The organism is Streptomyces abyssomicinicus (genome assembly GCF_008974245.1).
Lineage (GTDB): Bacteria > Actinomycetota > Actinomycetes > Streptomycetales > Streptomycetaceae > Streptomyces > Streptomyces abyssomicinicus.
Genome location: NZ_BBZI01000007.1, coordinates 436,764 through 454,414 on the forward strand (window position 1 = coordinate 436,764; position 17,651 = coordinate 454,414).

The 17,651-nt window shown below is 71.7% G+C and carries 13 protein-coding genes; 4 read left to right on the plus strand and 9 right to left on the minus strand.

Annotated features, from left to right (window positions below):
- Nucleotides 1-97 precede the first annotated feature (97 nt).
- Nucleotides 98-1,207: a GDSL-type esterase/lipase family protein gene (locus GBN72_RS15275; protein ID WP_151772337.1), complete on the plus strand. Its 1,110-nt coding sequence runs from the start codon at nucleotides 98-100 to the stop codon at nucleotides 1,205-1,207.
- Between the two features lie 486 nt (nucleotides 1,208-1,693).
- Nucleotides 1,694-2,764 carry a glycoside hydrolase family 11 protein gene (locus tag GBN72_RS15280; protein ID WP_151772338.1) on the plus strand — a complete coding sequence of 357 codons (1,071 nt, stop codon included), beginning with the start codon at nucleotides 1,694-1,696 and terminating at the stop codon, nucleotides 2,762-2,764.
- A gap of 128 nt (nucleotides 2,765-2,892) precedes the next feature.
- Here GBN72_RS15280 and GBN72_RS15285 read toward each other — a convergent pair whose 3' ends face one another.
- From GBN72_RS15285 to GBN72_RS15325, 9 genes are all read right to left on the minus strand, one after another.
- The gene (locus GBN72_RS15285) at nucleotides 2,893-4,356 is read right to left on the minus strand and encodes a choice-of-anchor A family protein (RefSeq protein ID WP_151772339.1); all 1,464 of its coding nucleotides are present in this window, start codon (nucleotides 4,354-4,356) and stop codon (nucleotides 2,893-2,895) included.
- A 134-nt stretch (nucleotides 4,357-4,490) separates the two neighbouring features.
- Complete coding sequence (locus GBN72_RS15290; protein ID WP_218042053.1) at nucleotides 4,491-6,593, minus strand: M48 family metalloprotease; 2,103 nt, start codon at nucleotides 6,591-6,593, stop codon at nucleotides 4,491-4,493.
- A gap of 98 nt (nucleotides 6,594-6,691) precedes the next feature.
- Nucleotides 6,692-7,258, minus strand: coding sequence for a hypothetical protein (locus GBN72_RS15295; protein WP_151772341.1), 567 nt, complete (start codon nucleotides 7,256-7,258; stop codon nucleotides 6,692-6,694).
- 106 nt (nucleotides 7,259-7,364) lie between these two features.
- Nucleotides 7,365-8,036 (minus strand): methionine ABC transporter permease, encoded by a 672-nt coding sequence (locus GBN72_RS15300; protein ID WP_151772342.1) that lies wholly within the window; start codon nucleotides 8,034-8,036, stop codon nucleotides 7,365-7,367.
- Nucleotides 8,033-9,058 carry a methionine ABC transporter ATP-binding protein gene (locus GBN72_RS15305; protein ID WP_218042054.1) on the minus strand — a complete coding sequence of 342 codons (1,026 nt, stop codon included), beginning with the start codon at nucleotides 9,056-9,058 and terminating at the stop codon, nucleotides 8,033-8,035. Before GBN72_RS15305 ends, GBN72_RS15300 begins: the two co-directional genes overlap by 4 nt.
- Nucleotides 9,055-10,473, minus strand: coding sequence for an NtaA/DmoA family FMN-dependent monooxygenase (locus GBN72_RS15310; RefSeq protein WP_151772343.1), 1,419 nt, complete (start codon nucleotides 10,471-10,473; stop codon nucleotides 9,055-9,057). The genes GBN72_RS15305 and GBN72_RS15310 overlap by 4 nt, the downstream gene beginning before the upstream one ends.
- Nucleotides 10,457-11,707, minus strand: a complete 1,251-nt coding sequence (locus GBN72_RS15315) for an acyl-CoA dehydrogenase (RefSeq protein WP_151772344.1) — start codon at nucleotides 11,705-11,707, stop codon at nucleotides 10,457-10,459. Before GBN72_RS15315 ends, GBN72_RS15310 begins: the two co-directional genes overlap by 17 nt.
- A 52-nt stretch (nucleotides 11,708-11,759) precedes the next feature.
- Nucleotides 11,760-12,617, minus strand: coding sequence for a MetQ/NlpA family ABC transporter substrate-binding protein (locus GBN72_RS15320; protein ID WP_164540649.1), 858 nt, complete (start codon nucleotides 12,615-12,617; stop codon nucleotides 11,760-11,762).
- A 1,060-nt stretch (nucleotides 12,618-13,677) separates the two neighbouring features.
- Nucleotides 13,678-14,310 carry a TetR/AcrR family transcriptional regulator gene (locus GBN72_RS15325; protein WP_151772346.1) on the minus strand — a complete coding sequence of 211 codons (633 nt, stop codon included), beginning with the start codon at nucleotides 14,308-14,310 and terminating at the stop codon, nucleotides 13,678-13,680.
- A gap of 150 nt (nucleotides 14,311-14,460) precedes the next feature.
- Between GBN72_RS15325 and GBN72_RS15330 the strand changes: the two genes are divergently transcribed.
- A complete protein-coding gene (locus GBN72_RS15330; RefSeq protein WP_164540651.1) occupies nucleotides 14,461-16,353 on the plus strand; it encodes an ABC transporter permease subunit in 1,893 nt (630 codons plus the stop codon).
- Between the two features lie 49 nt (nucleotides 16,354-16,402).
- Nucleotides 16,403-17,635 carry an ABC transporter substrate-binding protein gene (locus GBN72_RS15335; protein WP_151772348.1) on the plus strand — a complete coding sequence of 411 codons (1,233 nt, stop codon included), beginning with the start codon at nucleotides 16,403-16,405 and terminating at the stop codon, nucleotides 17,633-17,635.
- The last annotated feature ends 16 nt before the right edge of the window (nucleotides 17,636-17,651 follow it).

Here is a 17,651-nt window from a genome sequence, read left to right on the forward strand (position 1 = left end):
CGCCCGCCACGGCAGTCTTGACGTACGCACGACAAAGGTGGTGGCCTGAGGGGACATGGGAGCGCTCCCATGCCCCCCTCTCGAGAAGGGACCACCGATGCGCAGGACCGGTTTCTTACGCCCGCAAGTCCTCCCGTTCCTCGGCCTGTTGGCCGCCCTGATCCTGTCCCTGGTACTGGCCCCCGCCCCGCACGCCGCGGCCGCGCCGACGGGGAAGGCGCTCGCGGATCCGGTGCGCGTCATGCCGCTCGGCGACTCGATCACCGGGTCCCCGGGATGCTGGCGGGCGGTGCTGTGGAACCAGTTGCGTGACGCGGGGTACACCGGCGTCGACTTCGTCGGCACCCTCGGCCCGCAGGGCTGCGGGCAGGAGTACGACGGCGACAACGAGGGCCACGGCGGCGAACTGGTGACCAACACGGCCGGCCAGAACCTGCTTCCGGCGCGGCTCGCCGCGACCCGCCCGGACGTCGTGATGATGCACTTCGGCACCAACGACGTCTGGAGCAACATCCCGCCGGACCGCATCCTCGCCGCCTACACCAAGCTGGTGGAGCAGATGCGGGCCGTCGACGCGGACGTGAAGGTCCTCGTCGCGCAGATCATCCCGATGAACCCCAGCACCTGCGGGGAGTGCGCCCAGCGCGTCGTCGAGCTGAACGCGCGGATCCCCGCCTGGGCCGCCGCGACGAGTACGAGTCTCTCCCCGGTCACCGTCGTCGACCAGTGGACCGGCTTCGGCACGGCCGCCGACACCTACGACGGCGTGCACCCCAACGCCTCGGGCGACGCGAAGATCGCCGCCCGCTGGTACCCGGCCCTGGCCTCGCTGCTCGACGCGGGCGTGCCGGGTGAGCCGGGTGAACCGGGTGAACCGGGTGACGGCGAGGCCGTCTGCACCGCGACCTTCCGGGCCGTCTCCTCGTGGCAGGGCGGATACCAGGCCGAGGTGACGGTGACCAACACCTCCTCCTCCGCCCTCTCCGGCTGGACGGTGACCGTCGCGCCCGCCGGCGGCGGCCGGGTCACGCAGGTCTGGAACGGCAGCCTGACCACCTCCGCCGGTACCGCCAGGGTCACCAACGCGGCGTGGAACGGCACCCTCGCTCCCGGAGCGAGCGCCGGCTTCGGCGCCATCGTCACCGGCTCCGGCACGGGCGGAAGCCCGTCGGCGGCCGTCGGCTGCACGGCGCGGGCCGCCTCCTGAGGGCAGGGGGACGGTGCGCGGCGGCGCGGGCGTCCGGATCGCTTCCGCGCCCGGGCGCCGGCCCGTCCCCCGCCCCGGGGCCGGGGGCGCTCCGGCGCCCGGGACGCACACTCTGCGTGATCGTGCGGGCTGCCGGGACGACGGCCGCGCAGCCTCCGGAAGTCCCGTCGCGGCCGCCTCGGCACGCCGCGGAACGGGATCGAAAGTTTCGGAGTGCCGGGCCGGAGCCGTCACGGCCGCTCTCCGTCCGCGTGCTCCCCGCCGTCCGGTCGCCCCAGGGCTACCGCAGTCCATGAGGCCGCCAAGTTTCGAAAACGTTCCGAAACCATTGACAACTTCTCCGCCTCCGAAGACTGTTGTGACGCTCCCCGGTCATACGTCGCAGGCGTACGGCCGGTCCCCCTGTCGCCTCGTCGCTGTACACGGAGGCGCGTTCGGCGTGTCTCTCGGTCACTGACGGTGCCATTTACGAGGAGGAACACTCGTATGAGCGAAACCCCCGAGAAGAAGTCCGATTTAGCTCCGGTCAGCCGTAGGAGGTTCGTCCTCGGTGGCGCCGGGGCGCTGGTGGCAGCTGCCGGTTCCGGGCTGCTCCTGCCCGGCACGGCCCGTGCCGACCAGGTCCTCACCAGCAACTCGACCGGTACGTACAACGGGTACTACTACTCCTTCTGGACCGACGACCCGGGCTCCGTCACCATGACGCTGGGCGCGGCCGGTCAGTACAGCAGCCAGTGGAGCAACACCAACAACTGGGTCGGCGGCCTCGGGTGGAGCAACGGCAGTCGCCGGGCCGTCACCTACTCCGGCAGCTTCAACCCCGGCAGCAACGGTTACCTGGCCCTGTACGGGTGGACCGCCAACCCGCTGGTCGAGTACTACATCGTGGAGAACTTCGGCCCGTACAACCCCGGTTCGGCCGGCGCCAAGCGCGGCACGGTCACCGACGGCGGCGGCACGTACGACATCTACGAGTCCACCCGCACCAACCAGCCCTCCGTGGAAGGCACCAAGACCTTCCAGCAGTACTGGAGCATCCGCCAGAGCAAGCGGAGCAGCGGCACCATCAACACCGGTGTCCACTTCGACGCCTGGGAGCGGGCGGGGATGCCCATGGGGTCGTTCAACTACTACATGATCATGGCCACCGAGGGCTACCAGAGCACCGGCAGCTCCAACGTCTCCCTGACCGGCGGAACCCCCACCACTCCGCCCCCCACCACCCCGCCCCCCACCACGCCCCCGCCCGGCGGCACCGGCGCCTGCAGCGCCACGTACCGCACCACGAACTCGTGGAACAACGGCTTCAACGGTGAGGTGACCATCACCGCCGGCAGCGGCGGGGTCACCAACTGGCGGGTGCCGGTGACGCTGGCCAGCAACCAGACGATCTCCTCGCTCTGGAACGGCACCGCCAGCAGGAGCGGGAACGTGGTGACGGTGACCCCGGCCGGCCACAACCGCACCCTGGGCGCCGGGCAGTCGACGTCGTTCGGCTTCACCGTCAGCGGACCCAGCAGCCCGACCCCGTCGGTCGGCAGCTGCACCGTGAGCTGACCCCGGTCGGCAACCGAACGGCAAGGGGGTGCCTGGCCTGCGTCTTCGCAGGCCGGGCACCCCTTTTTCGGTCCCGGAACCCGGACCTCGTTCCCGGGACCGGGGCGCCGTACCGGCCGGAAGGGGCGTCAGTCGTGCCCGTAGCCGTAACCCGGCTCGGGGTGAGGGTGCTGCGGGTGCTGCGGGTGCTGCGGGTGGTGCGGAGGATGCGGCTTCGGCGGCCGGGTCGGGGAATGCGTGGGGCTGGGGGAGGGTGACCCGGAGCCGGTGGGGCTGGGGGAAGGCGACCCGGAGCCGGACGGGCTCGGGGAGGGTGACCCGGATCCCGTGGGGCTGGGGGAGGGTGACCCGGAGCCGGACGGGCTCGGGGAGGGTGACCCGGATCCCGTGGGGCTGGGGGAGGGTGACCCGGAGCCGGACGGGCTCGGGGAGGGACTCGTGGCCGGCCCGCACAGCAGCTCGGCGTCGAACGGGTGGTAATGGATCTCGCCCGCGTTCACCCCTCCGCCCGAGGGGCCGCCGGTCAACGGGCCGGCCACCAGGGTCTTCACGATCACGTCCCCCTCGATGTTCGAGGGGTCGAGGTCGACGAGGTCGGCACGCGGGGCGAAGATCGTCCCCTCCACCGAGTCCCCCGACTCGATGGTGATGCTCGTCGCGTCCGCGAAGTTCCACAGGATGTAGGGGGCATCGGCGCTGGAGATGCCGGCCGGCGTCGGGGTGTTCCAGGCGAAGACCCCGGCGGTCGCCGTGGTGTCGACGTCCACGAGCAGTGGCGTGTCGGCGGTGGGCCGGTCGAGGAAGGTGATCTCGTCGATGTCGTTGAGCTGTTGCCCGGTCAGGCGCAGCACGTTCGTCCGGCCGCCGGTCAGCGAGATCCGCACGTCGGTCCCCGGCGTGATGTCCGACGGATCCAGGGGGTTGCCGGAGCCGTCGAGCAGCGTCACGTCGGCGGCGCACTCGGCCATCCGGTCGGCGCGGTCCCGGTAGACGGAGAACAGGGAGGTGAAGTCCATCAGCCCGGACCGGAAGACCGACCCGGCCGGCTGCCCCACGGTGAGCTCGACGCGCGGCGTGGAGTCGTAGGTGCTGCCCTCCTCGACCACCCGGGTGTTGACGCTCGCCCCGTTGGGGTCCCGGTCGAGCGCGGTGCTGCCGGTCTCGTCCCCGATCTTCACGTAGCCGTCCTGGAGGACCCTCAGGACGCCCACCGGGCTGCTGCCGGCGTGGTCGATCCTGCCGCCGACGAGGAGGGCGGTCGGCCGTGCGTCTCCGGGGACGACGAAGTCGCCCGGAGTGTCCAGGGCGACGTTGTAGCCGGCGCCGAAGGTCAGGTCGCCGCCGACGGCGACCGGACCCTCGGACTCGGTACTGCCGAGGGTGGCGTCGCCTTCGGTGACGACGCCGAATCCGTTGTTCCCCTCGACCGGATTGCCGATGACGACCGGGGCGCGGGATGCGACCTCCGCGCTCCGGCCGGTCAGGGTCAGGGCCGTGAGGGTGCCCGAGCAGGCGGTGCCCGCGGCCACCAGCAGCACCAGGGGCGACGCGAACGCCGAACGTCCGGGAGGGCGTTTCATCACATGTCTCATGGTCGCAAGATATGTATATGTGCCTGTATGGGCATCGGGTGTACGGCCAGGCTGACGGGCATGGGGCCGGACGGAGCAGTGATCGCTGTGCGGCACCCGGTCCGCGGCGAGGCGGGCTCCGCGGTGCGACCGCGTCACAGGTGAGGGCGCACGGGCGTGCCGGACCGGCGGCCCGCGCCCCCCGGCGCGCGTCCGGTCCGGCGGCGGTACGCGCCGGTGAGCGAGACCTGGAGGGCGAAGAGCGCCCACGCGGGGCCCGAGGTGACCGACACGCCCAGCAGCACGGTGCGCGTCTGCCCGGCGTCCGGAAGCGGCGTGCACGCACCGTCCAGGCAGGTGGCGAGCACCTCGGCCGCCATGACGAAGGCGAGGAAGGCCAGCGCCCCGCACGAGAGCACGGTCGTCAGCCCGCGGGCCAGCCGCAGCGGGGCATGGTCGCGGGTCGCCCGCAGCGCGGCCCACAGCTGACCCGCGCCGAACAACGCCAGCAACGACCAGACCGGGAGGGAGGGGAGGAGGACCGCCGCCACCAGGTTCCCCGCGGCGGCCACCAGTGCCGCCGGGACGCCGAGTCGCACCGCGAGTCCCGCCGTCGGCAGCGGGTCCCCGAAGCCCTGCGCGGCCCGGTCCGTCCGGCGGGCCAGGGCGTACCCGGCGACGGGTACGAGCGCCGCCGTGAGCAGCAGCGGCAGCACATGGCTGGTCAGCCGGTCGCCCAGGAGCCGGCCGATGCCCCAGACCAGCAGGAGCGGACCGGGCAGGTCGGGGGCGAAGTACGCCGCCGCGTAGGTCATCAGCCCGGGCAGCCGCAGCACCAGGTCGACGGTGGTGAAGAGCCCGGCCGCCAAGACGGTCAGGACGAGGGCCGGCACCAGCCGTGCCCGCCCGGTCCGCTCCAGGACCGGCTGCCAGGCCCGGGCGACCGAGGCCAGCCACCGCACCAGCACCCAGCCCGCGAGACAGGTCAGGACCGCGTACGGGACGGCCGACGACAGCCCCGACCCGCCGATGCCGAACTGCACCCACACGCGGTAGGTGCCGAGGAGGTTCGTCACGCCGAGGCCGAGGCCGAGGCCGATCCCCGCGTTCCGCAGCTGCGCCGGTGCCGCCGCGCCGTCCGCGACGGCGCGCCACACCACCGTGCCGCCGGCGGCCAGGAGCAGCAGCGCGGAGAGTACCGACGCGAGAACGTCGGGCGCCGAGCCGGACCGGAAGCCTCCGCCACCCGGCCCGAGCCCCGCCACGGCGTTGAAGAACCCCACCGCGGCGCCGACCGCCGCCATGTCCCAGAACCGCGGCCGGGTCAACGGGCGGGTGTCGACGAGCGTCGCCATCCGCCGCTCCGGGGACGGGTGCACCCGCACCAGCCACTTCAGCCGGCCGGCCGCCGTGCCCGTGCGTGCGCCCCGCACCCCCGGGCCGTAGACCTCGAACAGCCGCCGCAGGGAGTCGCCGGAATCCTCCCACTCGCGCACCCTGGCGTCCGCGTACAGTTCACGGCTGCGCAGCACGGCGCTGCCGAGCAGTGTCACCAGAACGGCCAGTAGGGCGAGTTCGGCGGAATAGAGGACCAGCGAGGCGAACAGGCGGAGGTTGCCGGCCGCGGGGCTGAGGAACAGCGACAGAGTGGCGACCACCAGCAGGACCGGCCCGCAGGTCCGCCACACGATCAGGGCGACGAAGCCGATGTCCAGGTCGCGGTTGCGGATGTGGGCCAGTTCATGGAGCACGACCGCCCGGAAGGCCGGCCGGTCGCGCTGGTGGAGGGCGAGCAGTCCGCCGCTCAGCACCACCCGCCGTCGTCCGGCCCGGCCGAACGCGAGGGCCGACACGGTCGGGTTCAGCGGCTCGGCCAGGAAGGTCACCCGGGCCCGGACCCCCGTCTCCCGCAGCAGCCCGCCGAGATACCCGGACAGCTCGCCCATGGCGGTGAGCGGCAGGTATCCGCGTCGTACCGTGCGCCAGCGGGGAAGAGCCAGATATACGGCCGCGAGCACGAGCAGCAGCCCGCCGGTGGCGACCAGCGGGACCAGCCATCCGAGGGCGGGGCGCGGGTCGACGCAGCCGGTGTCGTGGAAGCCGGGCACCGGGCCCGCCACGCCGTCGGCGTGACGCCGTGCGGCCTCGGTGGAGGCGCGCGCGAGGCAGTCCATGTGCGCCTGCGCCTCGCGGACGTCCACGGCCTGCAGGACCACGGCCGTCGCCATGTTCGCCACGAGAGAGGTGGCGACTGCCACGGAGGCGATGAGCAGGAGGAACCGGACCGTGGTTCCGGCCGGGAGGGCCAGGAGCCACCGGCCCGTCTCACGGGGCCGGGGCAGGGGCGGCGGCGCCGTCACGACGCGTCTTCGGACGGGCCCTCCGGTTCCGGTGCGGGACCGTCGGGCGCGCGGCCCGCGGCCTCGCCCGCCGTGGCGGTGGCCAGTTCGGCGACGATGCCGTCGGCGATCGCCCGCGCCTCCGCCTCCGGAACCTGGCGGCGCAACGCCGTGTCGCGGGCGACCCGGCGCAGTTCGGCGAGCTGCTCCGCCGTGAGCGGGTCGCGGCTCTCCAGCGCGCGCGGCGGCTCCGCCCCCTCGGTCCGGCGGCGGCGGCCGAAGCGTCTGAGCAGTCCGCGGCGGGCGGTGTCGGTCACGTGGTCCGCCGCCTGCTGGCCCAGGTGCGTGAGGACCTGGACGGAGGCGGCCAGGGCGACCGTGCCGAGCATGGCGGCCGCCGTCTCCAGCCCGAGGGCCAGGGGATCGCCGCGGTGGACGGCGCCGCCGACGCGCCGCTCCTCGGGCGCGGCGTGGAAGGCCGCCGCCGTGATGTCGAACTGGGCCAGCTCGTGCGGAGCCGCCTCGGTCACGGCCCGCCGTGCCAGCCGTGTGGCCAGATCCTTGTCGTAGGTAACCGTGCCCACCGCCGCCCCCGTCGCGTCGCCGTAATGCCTTGACGGGCGCAGGATAGGCCAGGGGGCGCGAGAGTGTGAACGGACTTTCGCGCCGTTCACACCCTCGCGGCCCGGACTACTTCCGCAGGATCCGCGCGAAGACGTCCCCCACCAGCTGAATGGTGATGGCGATCGCCGCCAGTCCCACGACCGTCACCAGCATGACGGTGTTGTCGAACCGGTTGTATCCGAAGGAGATGGCGAGGTACCCGATGCCGCCGGCTCCGATCACCCCCGCGACGGCGATGAGTTCGAAGACGCCGATGACCGCGATCGTCGAACTCGTCATGATGGCGGGGACGGCCTCGGGCCACTGCACGACCAGGATCGTCCGCAGACGCGACGCACCGGACACCTGGGCGACCTCCGAGATCTCGGGCGGGACGCTCCTGAGCGCGGACTCGACCAGGCGTACCACCACCGGCAGGGCACCCAGCGTCAGCGGAACGATCGCACCGCGCACGCCGATGCCGGTGCCCATCAGAGCCCGTGTGTACGGAACGATCGCCGCCATGAGCACCAGGAAGGGCACCGACCTTCCCAGGCTGACGAGCCAGCTCAGCACCGTGTAGACGTGGTACCGGGGAAAGAGGCCGAAGGGGGAGACGTTGAAGAGGTAGGTGGCGAAGGGGACGCCGATCACCGTGGTGAGGGCGAGCACGATGGCGGCCATCTGGAAGGTCTGCAGCAAGGCCGGCCAGAACAGCGTCAAGGCGTCCTGCAGCGAGGTGTTCTGAGCCAGGATCATCGCGCGAGTGTCACCTTCCGGGAGTCGGCCGGGGCGTCGCCACCGCGAGGTAGCAGGACCAGGCCGAGGGCCTCCCCGGCCCCGGCGACGGCCTGGGCCGGCAGACCGGAGGGGATCGCGAGGTAGAGCCTGCTGACCGGGTGGCCGTTGATGACCTCCGAGATCCCGCCGAGGAGGGGAATGCGCGCGTCCAGGCGTGCCGACAGTTCCGGCAGCCAGTCCAGGGCCACCTCCCGTGCGTAGCCGACCTCCCACGTCGTGGTGCCGGGTGGTGCCGGCGCGATGTTGACGGGAGGAAGGACGAGACGGCCGAGCCGGGAGTCCGGCGTTCGCGCGGCATCGCTCACGGCCGCCTGCTCGACCAACGCCCCGCCCTCGAACAGGACCGCCCGGTCCGCGAGTTCCCGGACCACGTCCATCTCGTGGGTGATGAGGACGACGGTCAGCCGCAGATCGTCCCGCAGTTCGCGAAGAAGCCGCAGGATCGACCTGGTCGTCTCCGAGTCGAGCCCCGAGGTGGCCTCGTCGGCGAGCAGGTAGTCGGGGCGGGCCGACAGGGCGCGCGCGATCGCGACCCGCTGCTTCTGCCCGCCCGAGAGCTGTGACGGGTAGGCGCCGGCCTTCTCCTCCAGCCCGACCCGCGCGAGGAGTTCCCTGGCGCGCGCACGCCGTGCTGCCCGCCCGGCCCCGGAGATCTGGAGCGGAAGCTCCACGTTCTCCAGAGCCGTTCGCCGGGACAGGAGCGCCGATCCCTGGAAGATGACACCGATCTTCCGCGTGGCGTCGATCAGCTTCTTGTGCGGGAGCCGTGAGATGTCCACGCCGTCGATGGAGACCGATCCGGTCGTCGGCCGCGTCAAACCGTTGACGAGCCGCCCGACCGTGGTCTTCCCGGCACCGCTCTCGCCGAGGATCGCCGTCACCTCGCCGGCCGGAATGTCCAGCGTCGTGGGCTTCAGCGCGACGACGGGGGAGCGCCCGCGCGGATAGTACGTCTTTCCGGCCGACATCAACTGGATCACCTGTCATCACTCCGATCGGCGGCATCGGTGGCGTCGGCGGCGTCGGCGGCGTCGGCGGCGTGGGCGGCGTGGGTGGCATCTGCGGTCCGGCGGCCGTGCGACACGGCGGGGCCCACGGCGACACCCAGGTTCTCGCGCAACGTCGTTCCCTCGTAGCCCGCCGGGCGGACGCCGGCGCGTCTGAGGATCGGCACCACCTCGTCGACGAACGCGGGCAGGTCGACGTCCATCACGGCCGGTTTGATGTTCAGCCCGTCGGCGAATCCACGCCGCCGCAGTGCGATGATCCCCGCGGCCACCTGTTCAGGGGTTCCGGCGAGCGGCAGGTGCGAGGAGCGCTCCGCGTTGTCGCGCACGTACTCGCGCAGGGTGAACCCCCGGCGCAGCGCGTTCCTGACCTGGGCGGCCTGGAGCCAGAGGCTCCCCTTGCCGGTGGGGACCAGGATCTCCTCCACCGCGCTGACGGGCCGGTCCAGATCCTCCTCGGAGAGCGACAGCCCGTGCTGCAGGGAGAGGCGTTCCAGCTCCGCACCGTAGTCGATGAACTCGGCGAGCCGGTCGGAGCGCCGGCGCACCTCCTCCTCGGAGGAGCCGAGGAGGACGTAGAGACCCGGAACGACGAGCGGTGGCCGTGGACGCCCCGCGAGCCGGGCGGCCTCCCGGATGCGTTGCCGGTAGTCGATCCCCTCGCCCGGATCGCTCTGCGCGGTGAACACGACGTCGGCCTGCCCGGAACCGAGCGCCACACCGTCGGCCGAGCCGCCCGCCTGGACGATCAGCGGCGCTCCCTGGGGCGGACGCGGCAGATCGAGCGGACCGGCGACGGTGAAGTGCTTCCCGGCGAACTCGACCGGCCGCACCTTGCCGGGGACGAACCGTTCGCCGTAGGGCCGGTCGAGCGAGAACGCGTCCTCCTCCCAGCTGTCCCACAGCTGCCTGACGACCTCGATCGCCTCGGACGCCCTGGCGTACCGCTCGACGTGATCGGGATGATCCCGCAGGCCGAAGTTCCGGGCCTCGGCGTCGTGCCGCGACGTCACGACGTTCCAGCCCGCGCGCCCGCCGGACAGATGGTCCAGCGCCGCGAGCCGCCTCGCGATGTGGTACGGCGCGTTGTAGGTCGTCGAGACCGTCCCGACCAGCCCGATCCGGGAGGTCAGCGCCGCGATCGCGCTCAGCGCCGTGAACGGTTCGACCTGCGGGACGAAGTCGCCCTTGGGGCGCGACGTGTGGAGCAGACTGTCCGCGAGGAACACGAACTCGAAGTGGGCCGACTCGGCCCGCCGTGCGTAGTCCGCGTACATCGCCACTTGGCTCGGGTACTTCCGCACGTCCCCGACGGCCGCGGCGCCGACGTGGTGGCCGAAGGGGCGCAGGAAGAGGCCGAGGCGAAGCGGCTCAGGTGTCCCGGTCATCGGAGGACCTCTCGCTCAGGAACCGCCGGCCCAGTTCGGAAAGGCTCCAGTCCCTCGGATTCAGCAGGGTGTGGACGCGTGCGTCCCGCCAGAAGGCGTCCAGTCGGCGCTCCAGGTGCGCGGCACGCCCGCCCGCGTTGCTGAAGAGTTCGGACGTCAGCTTCACCGCGGCCTCGCCCGTGTAGGCGGCGAACGCGCGGATCTGCGCCTCCAGATCGGCGTCACGTTCGGCGTCCTGGCCGTCTTCGCCGACCGGCTCGACCGGCTCGACCGGCTCGACCGGCTCGACCGGACGTGTGCCGCCGATCGCCGCGGCGAGCTCGAGGAGCCGGGCGCGCAGCGCCGCCAGTTCGACCACCCCGTGGCCGAACTGGCGGCGGATGTAGGGGTCGTCGAGGATGCCATCGACTCCGGCGCTCGCCGCACCGTGCCGAATCCGCCCGTCGTGCAGCAGGAACGACCTGAAGGCGTCCAGGGCCGCTTCGCCGATACCGATGTCGATGGCCGCGTGGGCCAGTTTCGTGATGGGTGACTGCGGTACGCCGTCCGGGACGAAGACGAGATCCGGGTCGACGGGCACGTCCACCAGTTCGACGCGGTTGCTCTCCGTGTCCTGCTGGCCGAACACCGACCAGGTCGGCCGGACCGAGAGGCCCGCCGCCGAACGAGGCAGGAGGACCTGGACCTTCCGGCCGTCGAGGATCGCTCCGGTGTTCAGCCACTGCGCCCACGGGATGCCCGTCGCGTAGTCCTTGACGCCGTCGAGGCGCAGTCCGTCCGGGGTCCGCCGGATCGTGGAGCTCACGGTGGAGCCGGTCACCCCGGTGGGCTCGGACTGGAGTTGCACGTAGCGGCCACGGGGCAGCTCCGCCGGCCGCGAGCCGTCGAGCCGCACGTAGCGCGCGAGCGCGGCCAGGGCCGAGTAGTGCGTCTGCACCACCTGGGCGATCGAGGGCGACAGCCGCGCGACCAGCAGCGTCACCCGCACCACGGCGTCCGCCCGCACCTCCGAGCCGGGGTCGCCGTCCGCCGTCAGGCCGAACGCGCCGGCGGCGGTCAACCGGGCGACCAGTGTGTCCCTGTGCCACTCGCCGGCCGGCCGGCCGAGCAGTTCCCGGACCAGTTCCGACACCTCCGCCACCCCGTCGTGGCGCAGGACCTCCTTGCCCCGCCGCTCGGCGAGGGGTTCCCCGGGTCTCTCCTCGCGGCGACCCCGTTGCTTCGTCCCAGTCATGTCCCTCAGCTCTCGATGCCCATGTGCGCTCGGCTCCCCGGTGGAACGCCGCTCAGGAACTGGTGCCGTCGACGGCCGAGACGAGGTCCCCGAAGTTCTCCGTGGCCCACTTGCCGACGCGCGGGTCCTTGAACGCCTCGATCACCTTCTGGATGTCCGGGTCGTCGACGCGGTCGGCCCGCACGGCCAGCTGCTTGGCGAAGAGATCCTGGTTCTCGACCTGAGCGATCTTGTACTTGGCCGGGATGTCGGCGAGCGCGAACTCCGTCGACTGACTCGCCGCCAGGTCCACGTCGTCCAGTGCTCGCGCGGCGGACTGGACGCTGACGAAATCGAGGTGCTTCGGGTTGGACGTGATGTCGTCCGTCGAGACGGTCAGGGGGTCGGGGTTCGCGCGCAGACCGATGACGCCGAGTTCGTCGAGGGACGTCAGGATCTGCCCGGTGTAGAAGGGGGCGTCACCCCGGTACGCGACGCTGGCGTCACGAGGAAGGTCCTCCAGCGACTCGTACTTCTTCGAGTAGAAGACCCAGTGCTGGCTGAAGAGCGGCGCCACCGCCTCGACGTGGTATCCCTCGCTCTTGTTCAGACCGTCGATCCACGGCTTGTAGCCGAGGACGGCCGCGTCCACGCTGTCCGAGTCGTTGAGCTCCTTGATGAGCGAGTTGCCGTCGTCCACCGGCGTGATCTCGATCCTGATTCCGTAGTCGGCGGCGACGTGATCGGCCACGTACTTGATCACGCCCTCCTCGGTCGGGTCGCTCAGGCCGCCGGCGACCTTCACGGTGGGAAGTCCCCCTTCCCCGTCCGTGGCGGCTCCCGGATCCGACGAGCCGCAGCCCGACAGCACCAGCGCCGCGGCCGCGAGGGTCGCGACGGTTGCGATCGGCCTTGTTCGTCCACGGGTCATGTCACTGCTCCTGTATCGGTGATGTGTCGCGGGCCGCCGCACGGAGAGCACCGGGGCGACGAGGGCATGCCGCAGTGCCGGACGGCGACCGCCACGGGCGCGCGGCTGCGCGGCCGTCGGCTCCGTGATGTTCGTGTCCGCGCCAACGGAATGAATCCAACGGAATGAATTACGCAGGGAATGGTCAGTGCGTCGGCTGACAACGCGTGCCGCGGAAAGGCGGACAGTATGTGCCGCGAAACAATGGACGGCGATGTCCATATGATTCGAGTTCAGCTCGGCCGGCTGTGCGAATGACAGGCGCAGGCATGGTGATCCCGTGATTCCCGGGCGCAGGCGTGCGCCGCTTGAGAGGTGCGGAGACTGTGGAGAGGCGCGCGCTCAGCGCGTCGACCGAGGGCGGTTACGCCGAGGTGACATCGACCGGGCGACAACAGAGAAGTCGCGGCACGGTCGTACACACGGGGCCGGTCGGAGGCGCCACGACGCCGCGCGCCGGCCTCCGGCTCGCGCGGCGGAGGAGTCGCGCCGATGCGCCTGTCAGGTTCACGGTCATGGCCCCTCCCCTCGACGACGATCTCGAACCGTGTCGCAGCATTACTGTCTGATCCGCTGCGTTTCGGCGATCATATGGCGCGCCAAGGAAACGCACAATGCCCGTCCAAATTCTGGGCGTTGCCGGCGGAAGGGCTTGCCGTCGGAGACCGGAGAATATGTGATCCGGGCCGAATCGGGGATGAGGGCTTTTGATTCAGCCGCCTTGGCCGGTGCCGGACGACGCCGGGGAATGGGCCAAAGCCGAACGTATGGACAAGGCCCGGACGAGGTCCGGACGCCGTCCGCCGGGCGGTATCCGCAGGCCGGGGGGTGGGCGCCGGCAGGTCCGGACGCATCCGGTCGCGGTATCAGGATCCGCGGGGGAGCGGTTTGCGGGGCGCACGCGCCGCCACCGATGAAGGGCGGTGACGCCACGGGGGGTGCCGTCGCCGGGCAGGGGGCCGCACCGTGCTGGGCCCTCAACTCGTCCTGCCCGGCGGGATGATCGGCAGGCGGCGGCTTCTCAGCCGGTCCGGTGCAGCAGGTAGGCGCTCAGGATGTCGACGTTGCTCTGGGCGAGATCGGCGCCGGTGTAGCGCCCGCTCGGGGTGTACCAGCGGATCACGTCGACGCCCAGGGACAGCACCGCGCGCACGAACAGCCGGGGGTCCGCGCACCGGAACACCCCGGCCTCGCAGCCGGTGACGACAGGAGCGGTCAACACCGCCTGGATGGCGGCGCGTTGCTCCCGCACGCTCTGGGAGTGCTCCTGGCTGAGGTTGGGCAGCTCGGTCTGTGCGACGCGTGCCAGCAGGTGGTTGTCGACGTGCCAGTGCGTCACCGTCCGGATCTGCTCGGTCACCACTTCCAGGGCGGACTCGGCGGTCGGCTCGGGGAGGGCCTCAAGGGCGGTGAGGAGCTCGCTGTGCGCGCTGCGGATCAGCTCGTGGAGCAGGTGCTCCTTGCTCTTGAAGTGCACGTACAGCGAGCCGGGGCTGAGTCCCGCGTGGTTGCAGATGTCGCGTGTCGTCGTGGCCTGGTACCCGCTGGCGGCGAAGCATTTGGTCGCGCCCTCGAGGAGGCGCTTCGCCGTCGCCGGCAGGTCGTTCCGGGTGTCGTCCACAGTCGCTCCGTCTTCGCTTCGCTCGTCCGGCATGGACCGATCGTACCCGGTGAGTGAGCGCTCATCTTTTCCCTGCGCACACCATTGACCAGGTTACTGAGCGCTCATAATGTGCCCGCTGACACAGCGGAAACGGCTGAAGGTGGAGAGATGCGGAGTAGCGGCAGCGGGCTTCCTGCACCCGTGCGGAGGTCGTACGACGTTCTCGGGCGTGCCCGACGCCTCGTCTCGGCGCGCCTGGCGCTACGGGCCGGTGTCGCCGCCGCCCTGACGGCGGTCGGGGCGGTCGCGCTCGGGGACTACCAGCAGCAGGTCGTGGTGACGGCGCTCATCTACGGGATCGCGGCGATCTCGCTGACGGTGCTGATGGGATGGGTGGGACGTCCCTCGCTGATGACCGCGGGCTCCCTGCTCGCGGGCGGCTACTGCACCGTGTTCGTCGCCGGCCGGATGGCGGTCCCGTTCCCGGCCACCCTCGTCGTCGTCACCCTCGTGGGAGCGGTGTTCGGACTCGCGGCGTCCCTCCCGGCCCGCCGGCTGTCGGGCCTCTACCTCCTGCTGAGCACCCTCGCGGTCTTCTACCTGGTGGTGGATCTGGGCAACATCGTCCAGAGCCGCCAAGCGGTCCTCGGCGGCTACTTCGTCGATCCGCCGCAGCTGTTCGGGTACGCGCTCACCGACGGCTCGGCGTGGTTCCTCGTCGTCGCCCTGCTGACCTTCGGGGTGTACGAGTACTTCACCTACATCCGCCGGACCCGCCACGGCCGCGCCTGGATCGCGATCCGGGACCACGAGGCGGCGGCCTCCGTGACCGGAGTCCGGGTCGGGTCGTCGGTCGCCCTGGCGTTCGCGCTCACGACGGCGGTCCAGTTCCTCGCCGGCGCGCTGCTCGCCTACCACCTCAGCACCGTTTCCTACACGGCCTACACGCTCCAGATGAGCTTCAACTTCATCGTCATGATCGTCCTCGGCGGACTCGGCCGTCCGCTCGGAGCGGTGGCCGGCGCGGCCGTCGTGACGCTGGTGCCCACGTTCATGAACTCGCTGTTCGGCGGCGCGGCGACCACCGACAGCTGGATGTCGCGCAACCTGGGCTCGGTCGAGTCCATCGTCTTCGCGCTGATCGGGACGGCCGTGCTGCTGAGAGCCCGTCGCACGCGGCCGCGGCGGACGCGCAAGGACACCGCGGCGGCGCCGTCCCCCCAGGCCCCGACCGGTACCCCGGCGAAGGCGTCCCCGACCGGTACGCCGGAAGAGGTGTCACGGACCGAGCTGGTCGGGGTCTCCGCCTCCTACGCGGCCGGCGAGACCGCCCTGGACGACGTCACACTGACCGTCGCGGCGGGTGCGACGACCGCGGTCGTCGGGCGCAACGGCGCCGGGAAGTCCAGCCTGCTCCACGCGCTGGCCGGTTACCCGGAGCAGTCGGGCGGCCGCGTCGTGTCCGGTCAGGTCCGCCTCCGCCACGACGGCGAGGAGACCGACCTCCGTCCGCTGTCCATCAGCGAGCGCAGCGACCTCGGTGTCGCGCTGATCCCGGCGGAGGACAAGGTCTTCGCGGAACTCACGGTGCGGGAGCACCTCCGGGAGGCGATCGCCGCCGGGACGGCCCGGGCCCGGCGGACCGGGGCCGAGGCGCCGGCCATGGCCACGCTGCTGGAGTCGTTCCCCGCGCTCGGGGACAAACTCGACCGGCGGGCCGGACTGCTCAGCGGCGGCGAACGGCAGCAGCTCGCACTCGCCGCCGCCGTCGCCCGGCTGCCCCATCTCCTGCTCATCGACGAGCCGACCCTGGGACTGTCCCCGGCCGCGATCGCCATGCTCGAGCCGGTGCTCGGGCGCATCAGGTCGCAGGTGCCGGGCGGCATCGTCCTCGCCGAGCAGAACCCGAGCCTGGCGATGCGTCTCGCGGACACCCTCGTCCTCCTCGAGAACGGCCGGCCCGTCCGCTCCGGCGAGCCGTCCGACGAGCTTCTCGAGTTCATCGAGAACAGATTCCTCGGGCTCGACGAGCTCGTCGCGGCCGCGACGGTTCCGCAGCCCGACGGCCCGCGGGCCCAAGGCGTCACGCAGTGACCTCAACCCAACCTCTCACGAAGCCCAACCTCTCACGAAGGAAGTCCAGATGAAGTCCTCCTCGGCACGTCCCGGTGGCCGTCCGCTCACCAGCGGCGTTCTGGGCCTGGCGCTCGTCGCGGTGCTGGCGGGCTGCGGCGACGGATCCGGTGGCTCCGCGAAGGGCCCGTACCAGGTCGGCGTGGTGGTCGACCAGTCGGGCCCGGTGCGCTCGGTGTCGGCCCCGCAGCTGGTCGGCATCAAGGCCGCGATCGCGGCGGCGAACGACGCCGGCGGCGTCAACGGTCACAAGATCGAACTCGTCGTACGGGACGACGCCTCGGACGCGGCCAAGGGCGTCGCGGCGTTCCGCGAACTCGTCGACCGCTACGAGGTGAGCGCGGTCACCGGCTTCACGTCCAGCACCTCGATCCCCGGCGTCGTGAACTTCGCGCAGCAGTCCAAGGTCGCCATGCTGGCCGCCGGTGCTCCGGGCGACCTCCTGGACCCGGTCAACCCCGTCGTGTTCTCGACCAACGCCAGCATCAACGCCCAGGGCACCGGCGGAGTGGACTACCTGAAGAGCCTCACCGCCGACGGCCGGCTCCCCGCCGAGCCGAAGCTGGCGCTCTTCTCCTACTCGAGTCCGGCGGGCGAGAGCTGGAGGTCGGCGGTCGAGCCGTACGCGAAGGCGCAGGGCTTCGACATCGTCACCGAGCAGACCGCGGCGGTCGGCTCCGCGAGCTACAGCGCGGCGATGCAGGCGATCACCGCCTCGGAGCCCGACGCGGTCCTCGTCACCGCCGCCGAGACCGACCTCATCAACATGGCCAAGAGCCTCCAGGCGTCCGGTCTGGATCCGAGGACGCCGGTCGTCAACTACTCGTTCGGCAGCGGCGCCTCGGTGCTCCGCGCGGTCGCGGACCTCGGCCTGGAGCACTACGTCGCCTCGGCGCCGTTCGACGCCGACGGTGACGCCGCAGGCTCGAAGGCGTACGCCGACGCCGTGACGAAGGCGGGCGGCGACCCCGCGACGGTGATGGTCCCCGAGGGTTACGCCCAGGGACGGATGGTCGTGGAAGTGCTGGAGAAGTGCGGCTACCCGTGCCCGGCGGACACGTTCCTCAAGACCGTCAACGCCTTCGATTCCGACCTCGACGGATTCGCCTTCGGCCCGGTCGTCTTCGACGCGGCCGGCCACGCCGGCCCGACCACCGTCGCCTTCCGCACCTGGGACGCGAAGAAGAAGGCCCCGACCACGGTCAAGGGAAGCTTCGAGCTCGCCGGCGCGAGCCACGGATGACCCCCCTCGCTGCTGC